The sequence below is a fragment of the Citrobacter sp. RHBSTW-01013 genome, assembly GCF_013781985.1.
GTDB lineage: Bacteria > Pseudomonadota > Gammaproteobacteria > Enterobacterales > Enterobacteriaceae > Citrobacter > Citrobacter braakii.
The window spans coordinates 5137237-5152066 of the sequence record NZ_CP056185.1 but is presented as its reverse complement, the minus strand read 5'-3'; the positions used below and the strand labels follow the sequence as shown (position 1 = coordinate 5152066).

Annotated in this window: 13 protein-coding genes; 10 read left to right on the top strand and 3 right to left on the bottom strand. The window is 51.6% G+C overall.

The genetic code is table 11. The features are described from left to right. The first annotated feature begins 46 nt into the window (after window positions 1–46). The gene (gene ilvC, locus HV350_RS24685; protein WP_003844614.1) at window positions 47–1522 is read left to right on the top strand and encodes a ketol-acid reductoisomerase; all 1476 of its coding nucleotides are present in this window, start codon (window positions 47–49) and stop codon (window positions 1520–1522) included. 54 nt (window positions 1523–1576) lie between these two features. Here the strand turns inward: ilvC and ppiC are convergent, their stop codons facing one another. Beyond that, the gene (gene ppiC / locus HV350_RS24680; RefSeq protein WP_016155104.1) at window positions 1577–1858 is read right to left on the bottom strand and encodes a peptidylprolyl isomerase PpiC; all 282 of its coding nucleotides are present in this window, start codon (window positions 1856–1858) and stop codon (window positions 1577–1579) included. Window positions 1859–2003: 145 nt separating this feature from the next. Between ppiC and rep the strand changes: the two genes are divergently transcribed. Continuing rightward, window positions 2004–4025 (top strand): DNA helicase Rep, encoded by a 2022-nt coding sequence (gene rep / locus HV350_RS24675; protein ID WP_016157836.1) that lies wholly within the window; start codon window positions 2004–2006, stop codon window positions 4023–4025. Between the two features lie 47 nt (window positions 4026–4072). On the opposite strand, the gene gppA is transcribed toward rep, so the two are convergent. After that, window positions 4073–5557, bottom strand: coding sequence for a guanosine-5'-triphosphate,3'-diphosphate diphosphatase (gene gppA / locus HV350_RS24670; protein WP_016157837.1), 1485 nt, complete (start codon window positions 5555–5557; stop codon window positions 4073–4075). 8 nt (window positions 5558–5565) lie between these two features. Beyond that, entirely contained in the window at window positions 5566–6834 is a 1269-nt protein-coding gene (gene rhlB / locus HV350_RS24665; RefSeq protein ID WP_003829013.1) for an ATP-dependent RNA helicase RhlB, read from the bottom strand. Window positions 6835–6977: 143 nt separating this feature from the next. On the opposite strand from rhlB, the gene trxA reads away from it, so the two are divergent. The 8 genes from trxA to rffG all read left to right on the top strand — a co-directional run bounded on the left by trxA (window position 6978) and on the right by rffG (window position 14818). Further along, a complete protein-coding gene (trxA, locus tag HV350_RS24660; RefSeq protein ID WP_001280776.1) occupies window positions 6978–7307 on the top strand; it encodes a thioredoxin TrxA in 330 nt (109 codons plus the stop codon). Window positions 7308–7437: 130 nt separating this feature from the next. Next, a complete protein-coding gene (locus HV350_RS24655) occupies window positions 7438–7557 on the top strand; it encodes a rho operon leader peptide (protein ID WP_049259789.1) in 120 nt (39 codons plus the stop codon). A gap of 87 nt (window positions 7558–7644) precedes the next feature. Beyond that, a complete protein-coding gene (gene rho / locus HV350_RS24650; protein ID WP_002437993.1) occupies window positions 7645–8904 on the top strand; it encodes a transcription termination factor Rho in 1260 nt (419 codons plus the stop codon). A gap of 239 nt (window positions 8905–9143) precedes the next feature. Then, window positions 9144–10247 carry a UDP-N-acetylglucosamine--undecaprenyl-phosphate N-acetylglucosaminephosphotransferase gene (gene wecA / locus HV350_RS24645; RefSeq protein ID WP_016155107.1) on the top strand — a complete coding sequence of 368 codons (1104 nt, stop codon included), beginning with the start codon at window positions 9144–9146 and terminating at the stop codon, window positions 10245–10247. 12 nt (window positions 10248–10259) lie between these two features. After that, window positions 10260–11306 carry an ECA polysaccharide chain length modulation protein gene (wzzE, locus tag HV350_RS24640; RefSeq protein ID WP_181629521.1) on the top strand — a complete coding sequence of 349 codons (1047 nt, stop codon included), beginning with the start codon at window positions 10260–10262 and terminating at the stop codon, window positions 11304–11306. A 55-nt stretch (window positions 11307–11361) separates the two neighbouring features. Then, on the top strand, window positions 11362–12492 hold the full coding sequence (gene wecB, locus HV350_RS24635; protein ID WP_029139774.1) for a UDP-N-acetylglucosamine 2-epimerase (non-hydrolyzing): 1131 nt from the start codon (window positions 11362–11364) through the stop codon (window positions 12490–12492). Further along, entirely contained in the window at window positions 12489–13751 is a 1263-nt protein-coding gene (wecC, locus tag HV350_RS24630; protein WP_181629519.1) for a UDP-N-acetyl-D-mannosamine dehydrogenase, read from the top strand. Before wecB ends, wecC begins: the two co-directional genes overlap by 4 nt. Beyond that, a complete protein-coding gene (gene rffG / locus HV350_RS24625; protein ID WP_047358755.1) occupies window positions 13751–14818 on the top strand; it encodes a dTDP-glucose 4,6-dehydratase in 1068 nt (355 codons plus the stop codon). The genes wecC and rffG overlap by 1 nt, the downstream gene beginning before the upstream one ends. The last annotated feature ends 12 nt before the right edge of the window (window positions 14819–14830 follow it).

Genomic DNA, 14830 nt, shown 5'->3' with positions numbered 1-14830 from the left:
AACGCGAACCGAACAATAAGACAGTACAACATCACGAGGTATCACCATGGCTAACTACTTTAATACACTGAACCTGCGTCAGCAGCTGGCGCAGCTGGGCAAATGTCGCTTTATGGGTCGCGACGAATTCGCCGATGGCGCAAGCTACCTTCAGGGTAAAAAAGTGGTCATCGTCGGGTGCGGTGCTCAGGGGCTTAACCAAGGCCTGAACATGCGCGACTCCGGTCTGGATATCTCCTACGCCCTGCGTAAAGAAGCGATTGCTGAGAAGCGAGCTTCCTGGCGCAAAGCGACCGAAAATGGCTTCAAAGTAGGTACCTACGAAGAGCTGATCCCGCAGGCGGATCTGGTGGTTAACCTGACGCCGGACAAACAGCACTCCGACGTTGTACGTTCCGTACAGCCGCTGATGAAAGACGGCGCGGCGCTGGGCTACTCTCACGGTTTCAACATCGTCGAAGTGGGCGAGCAGATCCGTAAAGATATCACTGTGGTGATGGTTGCGCCGAAGTGTCCGGGTACCGAAGTGCGTGAAGAGTACAAACGTGGTTTTGGTGTTCCAACCCTGATCGCCGTTCACCCGGAAAACGATCCGAAAGGCGAAGGCATGGCGATTGCCAAAGCATGGGCTGCGGCCACTGGCGGTCACCGTGCAGGCGTGCTGGAATCGTCCTTCGTTGCGGAAGTGAAATCTGACCTGATGGGCGAGCAGACAATTCTGTGCGGTATGCTGCAGGCAGGCTCTCTGCTGTGCTTCGACAAGCTGGTGGAAGAAGGTACTGACCCGGCTTACGCCGAAAAACTGATTCAGTTCGGCTGGGAAACCATCACCGAAGCGCTGAAGCAGGGCGGTATCACCCTGATGATGGATCGTCTGTCTAACCCAGCGAAACTGCGTGCTTATGCGCTGTCCGAACAGCTGAAAGAGATCATGGCGCCGCTGTTCCAGAAACACATGGATGACATCATCTCCGGCGAATTCTCTTCAGGCATGATGGCTGACTGGGCCAACGACGATAAGAAACTGCTGACCTGGCGTGAAGAGACCGGCAAAACCGCGTTCGAAACCGCGCCGCAGTTTGAAGGTAAAATTGGCGAGCAGGAGTACTTCGATAAAGGCGTGCTGATGATCGCGATGGTGAAGGCTGGCGTTGAGCTGGCGTTTGAAACCATGGTGGATTCCGGCATCATCGAAGAGTCTGCTTACTACGAATCACTGCACGAACTGCCGCTGATCGCGAACACCATCGCCCGTAAGCGCCTGTACGAAATGAACGTTGTCATTTCCGATACCGCAGAATACGGTAACTACCTGTTCTCTTACGCATGCGTACCGCTGCTGAAAGAGTTCATGACCACCCTGCAAACCGGGGATCTGGGCAAAGCGATTGCCGAAGGTGCGGTAGACAACGCGCAGCTGCGCGACGTAAACGATGCTATTCGCAGCCATGCTATCGAGAAAGTGGGCCAGAAATTGCGTGGCTATATGACTGATATGAAACGCATTGCTGTAGCTGGCTAAGAGGCTGCAATTTGGCAAAAAAAAGCCCGGTGTTTTAACACACCGGGCTTTCTATTAGTTACGGTACAGCACTTTAATGATGTGGTAACCGAACTGAGTGTGCAGTGGGCCGGTTGGCTCCAGCACCGGGCAGGAGAACACCACTTTATCAAACGCCGGAACCATCTGGCCCTGACGGAATTCGCCTAAATCGCCGCCGCGTTTGCCCGACGGGCAGATAGAGTGTTTCTTCGCCAGTTTACCAAAATCGGCGCCATTTTTGATTTGTTCCAGAAGATCGAGAGCCAGTTTCTCTTCTTTAACAAGGATATGCACTGCTGATGCTGTTTTTGCCATGGTTTGTGCTCTGAGTTGAGTGATAAATCAGGGCGCAATAGTAGCATGTAATCCATGGTCTTCGGCGATGGGCTATGACCGATCCCCCTGGCGTCACTTTCTGCTACAATCCACATCCCCGTGTTTACAGATTGAGCAATCCTCTATGCGTTTGAACCCCGGACAACAACAAGCCGTCGAATTCGTCACCGGACCTTGCCTGGTGCTGGCGGGAGCGGGTTCCGGTAAGACGCGTGTTATCACTAACAAAATCGCACATCTGATCCGTGAATGTGGCTATCAGGCACGACATATTGCGGCAGTAACCTTTACCAATAAGGCTGCGCGCGAGATGAAAGAGCGTGTGGCGCAAACGTTGGGTCGTAAAGAAGCGCGCGGGTTGATGATCTCTACTTTCCACACTCTGGGACTGGATGTCATTAAGCGTGAATACGCCGCGCTAGGGATGAAGTCGAACTTCTCGTTGTTTGATGATACTGACCAGGTGGCCCTGCTTAAGGAATTGACCGAAGGGCTAATTGAAGACGATAAGCTTATCCTTCAACAGTTGATTTCAACGATCTCCAACTGGAAAAACGATCTGATGACCCCAGCGCAGGCGGCAGCCAGTGCAAAGGGTGAACGCGATCGTATTTTTGCCCACTGCTATGGTCTGTATGACGCGCATATGAAGGCGTGTAACGTCCTCGATTTTGACGATCTGATCCTGCTCCCCACGCTGCTGTTGCAGCGCAATGAAGAAGTACGTGAGCGTTGGCAAAATCGAATCCGCTACCTGCTGGTGGATGAATATCAGGATACCAACACCAGCCAGTACGAGTTGGTGAAGTTGCTGGTGGGGAAACGCGCGCGCTTTACCGTCGTGGGTGATGACGATCAGTCGATCTACTCCTGGCGCGGTGCACGTCCGCAGAACCTGGTGCTGTTAAGCAAAGATTTTCCGGCGCTGCAGGTGGTGAAGCTGGAGCAAAACTATCGTTCATCAGGGCGTATCCTGAAGGCGGCGAACATCCTTATTGCTAACAACCCACACGTCTTTGAAAAACGGCTCTTTTCTGAGCTGGGCTACGGCGCTGAGCTGAAGGTGTTGAGTGCGAATAATGAAGAGCACGAAGCGGAACGCGTGACCGGGGAACTGATTGCCCATCACTTTGTGAACAAGACGCAGTATAAAGACTACGCCATCCTGTACCGCGGTAATCATCAGTCGCGAGTGTTCGAAAAGTTTCTGATGCAAAACCGCATCCCATACAAAATTTCCGGCGGGACGTCGTTCTTCTCACGTCCGGAGATTAAAGATCTGCTGGCCTATCTGCGCGTGCTCAGCAACCCGGATGATGACAGTGCATTTTTGCGCATCGTAAACACCCCTAAGCGTGAAATCGGTCCGGCCACGCTGCAAAAGCTGGGGGAATGGGCGATGACGCGTAATAAAAGCCTGTTTACCGCCAGCTTTGATATGGGACTTAGCCAGACGCTAACCGGGCGCGGATATGATTCTCTGACCCGCTTTACGCACTGGCTGGGTGAAATTCAACGTCTGGCGGAGCGCGAGCCGGTTGCCGCCGTGCGCGATCTGATCCACGGCATTGATTACGAATCCTGGCTGTATGAAACCTCGCCGAGCCCGAAAGCGGCCGAAATGCGTATGAAAAACGTCAACACGCTGTTCAGCTGGATGACGGAGATGCTGGAAGGTAGTGAGCTGGAAGAGCCAATGACCCTGACTCAGGTCGTTACCCGCTTTACCCTGCGCGACATGATGGAGCGCGGAGAGAGCGAAGAAGAGTTGGATCAGGTGCAGTTAATGACGCTGCATGCTTCAAAAGGACTGGAGTTCCCGTACGTATTTATGGTGGGAATGGAAGAAGGATTTTTGCCGCACCAGAGCAGCATCGATGAAGACAACATCGACGAAGAGCGTCGTCTGGCTTACGTCGGGATTACACGTGCGCAGAAAGAACTTATCTTCACGCTGTGTAAAGAGCGCCGTCAGTACGGTGAACTGGTACGACCGGAACCGAGCCGTTTCCTGTTGGAACTACCACAGGATGACGTTATCTGGGAACAGGAGCGTAAAGTGGTGAGTGCCGAGGAGCGGATGCAAAAAGGGCAGGCCAGCATTGCTAATATTCGGGCAATGATGGCGAAAGCCAAAGAGAAATAAGTATTTTGTAGGCCGGATAAGTGTAAGCGCTATCCGGCAGCCAGCATCTAATGCACTTCCAGCGGCCAGTGGACATAGCTTTGCCACTGTATTTCCTGATCGATTAACTCTGTACCTAATGGATGATGTTCCAGCCAGCCTTCCGGTAGCGTTAACGTCAGATTCTCATCCTGAGCTTGCAGGGTGATATGTGGCACTAAATCGTCGCGACGGCGAGCGGCGAAAATGATCGCCAGGCGTAGCAAACGGCAAAGGTGCTCCGCGATGCGTGGTGGCACAGCGTTTTGCTGGTGGAGTGAAGAGAGATCGACCGGATTAGTTTGGTTGAGCAACAGCGTGGCTAACAGTTTTTTCTGCGCGGGAGTAAAGCCCGGGAGATCGAGATTACGTACCAGCCAGGCGGCATGCAGCGGCGCCTGCTTATACTCTACGCTCAGTCCTATTTCATGCAACTGACAGGCACTTTGCAGCAGTTCACGACTAATGGCTTCAAGATGCCACTCATCTTTCACCTGTTCGAGTAAATGTACAGCCAATTGCGTGACGCGATTCGCCTGATCGGTGTCGACCATAAATCGACGCTGAATATTACGCAGCGTACGGCTGCGAATGTCCTGATCAACCGGCAAGTGCAGCATGCCGTAGACCAGACCTTCGCGTAGTGCGCCGCCGGCCAGAGTCATGCATTGAATATTCAGTTCGGTGAAAATGGCGATCAGAATGGCCAGTCCGCTGGGAAAAACCAGTGCGCGTTCCAGCGTTAACCCTTCTATTTCCAGCTCTTCCAGACGACCACAATGAATGGCGCGCTGTTTAAGCTGCTGAAGCTTGGCCAACGTAATGCGCTCATCCATGCCTTGCGCCATCATGATTTCCTGTAACGCCTGGACGGTGCCAGAGGCACCAACGCAAACTTTCCAGCCATGAAAACGCAGTTTGTCGGCGACTGGGCGCAGAACTTCGCGAGCCGCTTTCTCTGCTTCGTCAAAGTTTTCCTGTGCCAGATTACGATTGGTGAAATACCTTTCGAGCCAGGTGACGCAGCCCATTGACAGGCTGAACAGAGAGGTGGTTTGCGCGCCGGAGCCGGTAACCAGTTCAGTGCTGGCTCCGCCAATATCAACGACCAGACGCTGATCGGCGCCGCCGGTGGTGTGGGCAACACCTTGATAAATCAGCCGCGCTTCTTCTTCGCCGCTGATGACCTGGACAGGACAGCCGAGGATCTCTTGCGCTTTGGCGATAAACTCATCGGCGTTTACCGCGATGCGTAATGTTGCCGTGGCGACCACGCGGATTTGCGGCTGAGGGATATCCTGCAGACGTTCAGCAAACAGGCGCAGGCATTGCCAGCCGCGCTCCATAGCTTCAGCGGAAAGAACGTTGTCGCTGTTGAGACCAGCGGCCAGACGCACCTTGCGTTTAATACGCGTGAGCGTCTGAATGCTTCCCGCCACCTCGCGTACAACCAGCATATGAAAACTATTCGAGCCTAAATCAATTGCGGCGTACAGCGAAGTGGTTGTGAGCATATCTAACGTTAACCTGAACGACGACGATTACGCGGAGCACCACCGGTACGGCGTGGGCCATTGCCTGTGCGCGGACGCGTTAAGCGTAACGGCTTCGGCAGATCGGTCATCAGTGCATCCGGGTTGTACTTGCTGACCGGGATCGAGTGACCGATATAGGTCTCGATTGCTGGTAAATTCAGCGCATATTCTTCACACGCCAGGCTGATAGAGTGACCGCTTGCTCCGGCGCGACCGGTACGACCGATACGGTGAACGTAATCTTCACAGTCATCCGGCAGGTCATAGTTAAATACGTGCGTTACGGCTGGGATATGCAGACCACGCGCGGCGACATCCGTCGCAACGAGAATGTCGAGATCGCCACGGGTGAACTCATCAAGGATACGCAGACGTTTTTTCTGCGCCACGTCACCGGTCAGCAGACCGACGCGATGACCGTCAGCGGCAAGACTACCCCAGATATCTTCACAACGATGCTTGGTGTTAGCAAAGACGATGGCGCGATCTGGCCACTCTTCTTCAATCAGCGTTTGCAGCAAACGCATTTTCTCTTCGTTGGAAGGATAGAAGAGCTCTTCTTTAATACGGTGACCTGTCTTCTGTTCCGGTTCGACTTCAACGTACTCGGCGTTATTCATCTGTTCGAACGCCAGTTCGCGAACGCGGTAAGAGAGGGTAGCAGAAAACAGCATGTTCAGACGTTGGGTGGTTGGCGGCATACGACGGAACAGCCAACGGATATCTTTGATAAAGCCCAGATCGTACATACGATCGGCTTCATCCAGCACCACGACCTGAATCGCGCCCAGGTTAATGTGGTTCTGTTTTGCATAGTCGATGAGACGACCGGTCGTGCCGATAAGAATATCGACGCCGCTTTCCAGCACTTTCAGCTGTTTGTCATAACCGTCGCCGCCATAAGCCAGGCCTAATTTCAAACCGGTGGTCTGTGCCAGCGGCTCGGCGTCAGCGTGGATCTGCACGGCTAACTCACGCGTTGGCGCCATAATTAACGCACGCGGTTGGTTCACCTTGCGATCGGCAATCGCGGGATGAGAGAGAAGATAATGAAACGTTGACGTCAGGAACGCCATCGTTTTTCCGGTACCGGTTTGCGCCTGCCCTGCAACATCACGACCTGCCAGCGTTAGCGGCAGCGCGAGGGCCTGAATGGGCGTGCAGTTATGAAAGCCTTTATTTTCAAGGGCTTCTATCACCTTTGGGTGCAGGGCGAAGTCGGAAAACTTCTGTTCTGTTAAATGTGTTTTGCTCATAGTGTGGTAGAATATCAGCTTACTATTGCTTTACGAAAGCGTATCCGGTGAAATAAAGTCAACCTTTAGTTGGTTAATGCTACATCAACACGTCGTTGATTAAGAGTACACCAACGCACCAGGCTTATTCCTGTGGAGTTAATATGAGCGATAAAATTATTCACCTGACTGACGACAGTTTTGACACGGATGTACTCAAAGCGGACGGAGCTATCCTCGTTGATTTCTGGGCAGAGTGGTGCGGTCCGTGCAAAATGATCGCTCCAATTCTGGATGAAATCGCTGACGAATATCAGGGCAAATTGACGGTTGCTAAACTGAACATTGACCAAAACCCAGGCACCGCGCCGAAGTATGGTATCCGTGGCATCCCGACCCTGCTGCTGTTTAAAAACGGCGAAGTTGCGGCGACTAAAGTCGGCGCGCTATCCAAAGGTCAGTTGAAAGAATTCCTCGACGCTAATTTAGCGTAAGGAAGTCTCATGATCGGGCGACCATACTTCGAAATGATTCGGATGACTGGACGCCCGACTTGAGTCGTGCTAAGTTAGTGTTGACTTCGTATTAAACATACCTTATTAAGTTTGAATCTAGTTATATCCAATACTTCCCGTTGTTTCTCGCGCGAGAAGTGGACAGATTCCTGGCTTGTCACTCAATCCGTCTTGTCGTTTCAGTTCTGCGTACTTTCCTGTGACCAGACAGCGAACAGACATGAGTTGATGGCCGTAAACAGGCATGGATGACCCTGCCATACCATTCACAACATTAAGTTCGAGATTTACCCCAAGTTTAAGAACTCACACCATTATGAATCTTACCGAATTAAAGAATACGCCGGTTTCTGAGCTGATCACTCTCGGCGAAAATATGGGCCTTGAAAACCTGGCTCGTATGCGCAAGCAGGACATTATTTTTGCCATCCTGAAGCAGCACGCAAAGAGTGGCGAAGATATCTTTGGTGACGGTGTGCTGGAGATATTGCAGGATGGATTTGGTTTCCTCCGCTCTGCAGACAGCTCCTACCTCGCCGGTCCTGATGACATCTACGTTTCTCCCAGCCAAATCCGCCGTTTCAACCTCCGCACTGGTGATACCATCTCTGGTAAGATTCGCCCGCCGAAAGAAGGTGAACGCTACTTTGCGCTGTTGAAAGTTAACGAAGTTAACTACGACAAACCAGAAAACGCCCGTAACAAAATCCTCTTTGAGAACTTAACACCGCTGCACGCAAACTCTCGTCTGCGTATGGAACGTGGTAACGGTTCTACTGAAGACTTAACGGCGCGTGTACTGGATCTGGCATCACCGATCGGTCGTGGCCAACGTGGTCTGATTGTTGCTCCGCCGAAAGCAGGTAAAACCATGCTGCTGCAGAACATCGCGCAGAGCATTGCTTACAACCATCCGGACTGCGTGCTGATGGTGCTGCTGATTGACGAACGTCCGGAAGAAGTTACCGAGATGCAGCGTCTGGTAAAAGGTGAAGTGGTTGCGTCTACCTTTGACGAACCAGCCTCCCGCCACGTTCAGGTTGCGGAAATGGTTATCGAGAAGGCGAAACGTCTGGTTGAACACAAGAAAGACGTTATCATTCTGCTCGATTCCATCACCCGTCTGGCGCGTGCTTACAACACCGTGGTTCCGGCTTCCGGTAAAGTTCTGACCGGTGGTGTTGATGCCAACGCCTTGCATCGTCCGAAGCGTTTCTTCGGTGCGGCGCGTAACGTGGAAGAGGGCGGTAGCCTGACCATCATCGCGACTGCCCTGATCGATACCGGCTCTAAAATGGATGAAGTTATCTACGAAGAGTTTAAAGGTACCGGCAACATGGAACTGCATCTCTCTCGTAAGATTGCTGAAAAACGCGTCTTCCCGGCTATCGACTACAACCGTTCCGGTACCCGTAAAGAAGAGCTGCTCACCACTCAGGAAGAGCTGCAGAAAATGTGGATCCTGCGCAAAATCATCCATCCGATGGGTGAAATTGATGCCATGGAATTCCTCATTAACAAGCTGGCGATGACCAAGACTAACGACGACTTCTTCGATATGATGAAGCGTTCGTAATTCAGGTCTCATCCGAAAACGCCACGTTTTTACGTGGCGTTTTGCTTTTGTGGCTGTAATCTTAACGACACAATAACGATAATACGGTATGAAGTACCAACAAGTAGAAAAAGATTCGTAATCTGTTTCTTGTGGTTGATAATTATACAAAACCATTGGGTATGAAGTCGGGTTTCCCTTCTGAATATAGGTCTTCGTGGTTATACTTCTGCTATTAATATTCTCTGAGAGCATGCATTGTGAATTTACTGACAGTAAGCACTGATCTCATCAGTATTTTCTTATTCACAACACTGTTTCTTTTCTTTGCCCGCAAGGTCGCAAAAAAGATTGGTTTAGTGGATAAACCCAACTTCCGTAAACGGCATCAGGGATTGATTCCGTTGGTTGGAGGGATTTCGGCTTACGCAGGTGTATGTTTTACGTTTGCCATTGCTGACTACTACATCCCGCATGCTTCTCTCTTTCTGGCCTGTGCTGGTGTATTAGTTTTGGTCGGCGCGTTAGACGATCGCTTTGATATCAGTGTAAAAATCCGTGCGATTATCCAGGCCGCGATCGGCATTATTATGATGTCGGTTGGCAAACTCTATCTTCTTAGCCTTGGGTATATTTTTGGCCCCTGGGAGATGGTGCTCGGTCCGTTCGGCTATTTACTCACGCTGTTTGCCGTCTGGGCGGCAATAAATGCCTTCAATATGGTGGATGGGATTGATGGTCTGCTAGGTGGGTTGTCCAGCGTTTCATTTGCGGCGATGGGATTCATTTTGTGGTTTGATGGTCAGACGAGTCTGGCTATCTGGTGTTTTGCCATGATCGCCGCCATTCTGCCTTATATCCTGCTAAATCTGGGCATCCTTGGACGTCGCTATAAAGTTTTTATGGGTGACGCGGGCAGTACACTGATTGGCTTCACCATTATTTGGATCCTGCTGGAGACTACGCAGGGCAAAACTCACCCCATTAGCCCGGTAACTGCACTGTGGATTATTGCCATTCCATTGATGGATATGGTGGCAATCATGTACCGACGTTTGCGAAAAGGCATGAGCCCTTTCTCCGCGGATCGTCAACACATACATCATTTGGTGATGCGGGCAGGGTTTACTTCCCGACAAGCATTTGTTCTGATTACGCTGGCTGCGGCGGTACTGGCGTCTATCGGCGTGTTGGCTGAATATTTTCGCTTAGTCCCTGAATGGGCCATGTTGTTGCTTTTTTTACTGGCCTTTGGCCTCTACGGTTACTGTATCAAGCGTGCCTGGAAGGTAGCGAGATTTATCAAGCGAGTGAAGCGCAGATTGCGAAGAATTCGTGAAGGCAAACCAAACTTAACCAAGTAAATTGAGGATGCGATGAGACAACCATTACCGGGGGAAGACGCCGTGAGCGCTGAAAATGAACTGGATATCCGTGGGTTGTTTCGTACCTTGTGGTCAGGGAAGGTGTGGATCGTCGGTATGGCTCTCGCCTTCGCGATAGCGGCCCTCGCCTATACGTTTTTTGCGCGTCAGGAGTGGAGCGCCACGGCGATTACTGACAGGCCAACGGTCAATATGTTGGGTGGCTTTTACTCTCAACAACAGTTTTTACGCAACCTGGATATTAAGGCCAGTCTTGCGTCCACGGACCAACCGTCAGTAATGGATGAGGCTTATAAAGAATTCATTATGCAGCTTGCCTCCTGGGATACACGCCGAGAATTCTGGCAGCAGACTGATTACTATAAGCAGCGTATGGTCGGTAATAGCAAAGCCGATGCGGCGATGCTGGATGAACTGATCAATAACATTCAGTTTTTACCTGGCGATGCGCTACGTAATACCAATGACAGCGTGAAGTTGATTGCCGAGACGGCTCCTGATGCCAACAATTTGCTGCGCCAGTACGTCGCGTTTGCCAGCCAACGCGCGGCACGTCATCTGAATGATGAGTTAAAAGGCGCATGGGCCGCACGCACTGTGCAGATGAAAGCGCAGGTCAAACGTCAGGAAGAAGTGGCAAAATCCATTTTCTCTCGCCGCGTCCACAGCATTGAACAAGCGCTTAAAATTGCTGAGCAGCATAATATTTCGCGTACTTCCACAGATGTTCCAGCTGATGAATTGCCGGATTCAGAATTGTTCTTACTCGGACGTCCTATGTTGCAGGCGCGACTCGAGAATCTGCAGTCAATTGGTCCGGAGTTCGATCTGGACTATTTCCAGAACAGGGCAATGCTGAACACCCTGAACGTTGGACCAACTTTAGATCCGCGTTTTCAGACCTATCGTTATTTGAGAACGCCGGAAGAGCCGGTAAAACGTGACAGCCCTCGTCGCGCCTTCCTGATGATTATGTGGGGTATCGTTGGGGCTCTGATCGGTGCTGGTGTCGCGTTAACCCGTCGCCGTACGATTTAGCAATGCCGTTGCAGTGAGGGGCTGGGCCCTCACTGCCAATCCGAAGAGAATCGATGTGAAAGTACTGACTGTATTTGGTACGCGACCGGAGGCCATTAAGATGGCTCCTCTGGTTCATGCGCTGGAAAAAGATCCTGATTTTGAGGCGAAAGTTTGCGTTACGGCGCAGCATCGGGAGATGCTCGATCAGGTGTTGAATCTTTTTTCCATTGTACCTGACTACGATCTCAATATTATGCAGCCAGGTCAGGGACTAACAGAAATAACCTGCCGCATCCTGGAAGGGTTAAAGCCTATTTTGGCTGAATTCAAACCCGATGTGGTGTTGGTTCATGGTGATACCACAACCACGATTGCTACCAGTCTGGCCGCTTTCTATCAGCGCATCCCGGTGGGGCATGTAGAGGCTGGTTTACGTACAGGCGATCTCTATTCACCATGGCCGGAAGAGGCTAATCGTACGCTGACCGGGCGTCTGGCAATGTATCATTTTGCCCCAACAGAAAACTCGCGCCAAAATCTGTTACGAGAAGCTATCCCTGATGATCGTATTTTCGTTACGGGTAATACGGTTATTGACGCGTTGATCTGGGTTCGGGATCGCGTACTGGGAAATGAGACGCTGCGTGCGGATCTGGCCGAACGTTATCCTTTCCTGGATGCTGATAAAAAGATGATCCTGGTGACCGGTCATCGTCGGGAAAGCTTCGGTCGCGGTTTTGAGCAAATCTGTCATGCCCTGGCGGAAATAGCCGCGTCTAACCAAAATGTGCAGATTGTCTATCCGGTACACCTGAACCCTAACGTCAGTGAGCCGGTCAACCGCATCCTGGGTCACGTTGAAAACGTGGTGTTGATTGAACCGCAGGACTACCTGCCATTCGTATGGCTGATGAATCACGCCTGGCTGATCCTTACTGATTCCGGCGGGATTCAGGAAGAAGCGCCGTCTCTGGGGAAACCTGTGCTGGTGATGCGTGAAACAACGGAGCGCCCGGAAGCTATTACCGCAGGGACTGTACGTCTGGTAGGTACAGACCCACAGCGGATTGTTGAAGAAGTCACGCGTTTGCTGCATGACGACAATGAATATCAGATCATGAGCCGCGCCCATAATCCGTATGGAGACGGGCTGGCATGTGACCGCATTTTAGATGCATTAAAAAATAATCGGATATCGCTATGAGTTTTACGACCATTTCTGTCATTGGGCTGGGTTATATCGGACTGCCAACGGCGGCTGCCTTTGCTTCCCGTCAAAAACACGTAATTGGCGTAGATATAAATCAACATGCGGTGGATACCATTAATCGCGGTGAAATTCACATCGTTGAGCCCGATCTGGGTGCGGTGGTGAAAACGGCGGTCGAAAATGGGTTTTTACGTGCTAGCGCGACACCCGTAGATGCTGATGCGTATCTGATTGCAGTGCCTACCCCGTTCAAGGGAGATCATGAACCCGATATGGTCTACGTAGAAGCCGCGGCGAAATCTATTGCGCCAGTTTTGAAAAAAGGCGCATTGGTGATTCTGGAATCCACTTCACCTGTCGGGGCAACTGAACAGATGGCCGCATGGCTTGCAGAAATGCGGGCTGACCTGACTTTCCCGCAGCAGGTCGGTGAACAGGCGGACGTTAACATTGCTTATTGCCCAGAGCGCGTACTGCCGGGTCAGGTAATGGTCGAACTGATTAAAAACGATCGGGTGATTGGAGGAATGACCTCCGTCTGTTCCGCGCGCGCCAGCGAGTTGTACAACATCTTTCTCGAAGGCGAATGTGTGGTAACCAACGCCCGCACCGCAGAAATGTGTAAGCTGACGGAAAATAGCTTTCGCGATGTCAATATCGCCTTCGCCAATGAACTGTCGCTGATTTGCGCCGATCAGGGGATCAACGTCTGGGAACTGATTCGCCTGGCAAACCGCCATCCACGCGTGAATATTTTGCAGCCCGGCCCTGGCGTAGGTGGACACTGTATCGCGGTCGATCCGTGGTTTATCGTGGCGCAGAACCCGCAGCAGGCGAAATTGATCCGTACTGCACGTGAGGTAAACGATGGTAAACCGCATTGGGTGGTCGATCGGGTGAAGGCTGCCGTAGCCGACTGTCTGGCGGATACCAACAAACGGGCTAGCGAAGTGAAAATTGCCTGTTTTGGTCTGGCATTCAAACCCAATATTGACGATTTGCGTGAAAGCCCGGCGATGGGAATTGCGCAGAATATTGCGCAATGGCACAAAGGCGAAATGCTGGTGGTGGAACCGAACATCCATCAACTGCCGAAAAAACTGGATGGTCTTTGCCAACTGGCGACGCTGGACGATGCTCTGGCACGTGCTGATGTGTTGGTCATGTTGGTTGACCATAATGAATTTAAAGCCATCAAAGGCGATGCGGTTCAACAGCAGTACACCGTTGATACCAAAGGGGTCTGGCGCTAATGAAACGAATTCTGGTTACTGGTGGAGCGGGATTTATCGGCTCGGCGGTTGTGCGACATATCATTCATGATACCGAGGATGCGGTGGTTGTGGTCGATAAGCTGACCTACGCCGGAAACCTGATGTCGCTGGAGCCGGTTGCGCAGAATTCCCGTTTTGCCTTTGAGAAAGTGGATATTTGCGATCGGGCATCGCTCGACAGGGTGTTTCAACAATATCAGCCGGACTGCGTGATGCATCTGGCTGCAGAAAGCCATGTCGATCGTTCAATTGATGGTCCGGCCGCCTTTATCGAAACCAACATTGTGGGAACCTACACGCTGTTGGAAGCAGCGCGCGCTTACTGGAGTACATTAGCCAGTGAGGAAAAATTGGCGTTTCGTTTCCACCATATCTCGACTGACGAGGTGTATGGCGATCTCCATTCCACAGATGATTTCTTCACCGAAACCACGCCATATGCGCCGAGCAGCCCTTATTCCGCGTCGAAAGCCAGCAGCGATCATCTGGTTCGCGCCTGGCTGCGTACCTACGGTCTGCCAACGCTGATTACCAACTGTTCCAATAACTATGGTCCGTACCATTTCCCGGAAAAACTGATTCCGCTGATGATCCTCAACGCACTGGCGGGCAAACCGTTGCCGGTATATGGCAATGGTCAACAGATCCGTGACTGGTTGTATGTAGAAGATCACGCCAGGGCGCTCTATTGCGTGGCGACGACGGGCGCGGTTGGGGAAACCTATAATATTGGTGGCCATAACGAGCGTAAAAACCTGGATGTTGTCGAAACGGTTTGCAGCCTGTTGGAAGAGCTGGCTCCGCATAAACCGCAGGGCATCGCGCAGTACCGCGACTTGATCGCTTTTGTGGACGATCGCCCAGGCCATGATTTACGTTACGCCATTGACGCTTCAAAAATTGCGCGTGAACTCGGGTGGATGCCGCAGGAAACGTTTGAAAGTGGAATGCGCAAAACCGTGCAGTGGTATCTGGATAATCAGGCATGGTGGAAACCCGTGCAGGACGGCAGTTACCAGGGCGAACGTTTAGGTCTGAAGGGCTAACAGCCTGGTTTT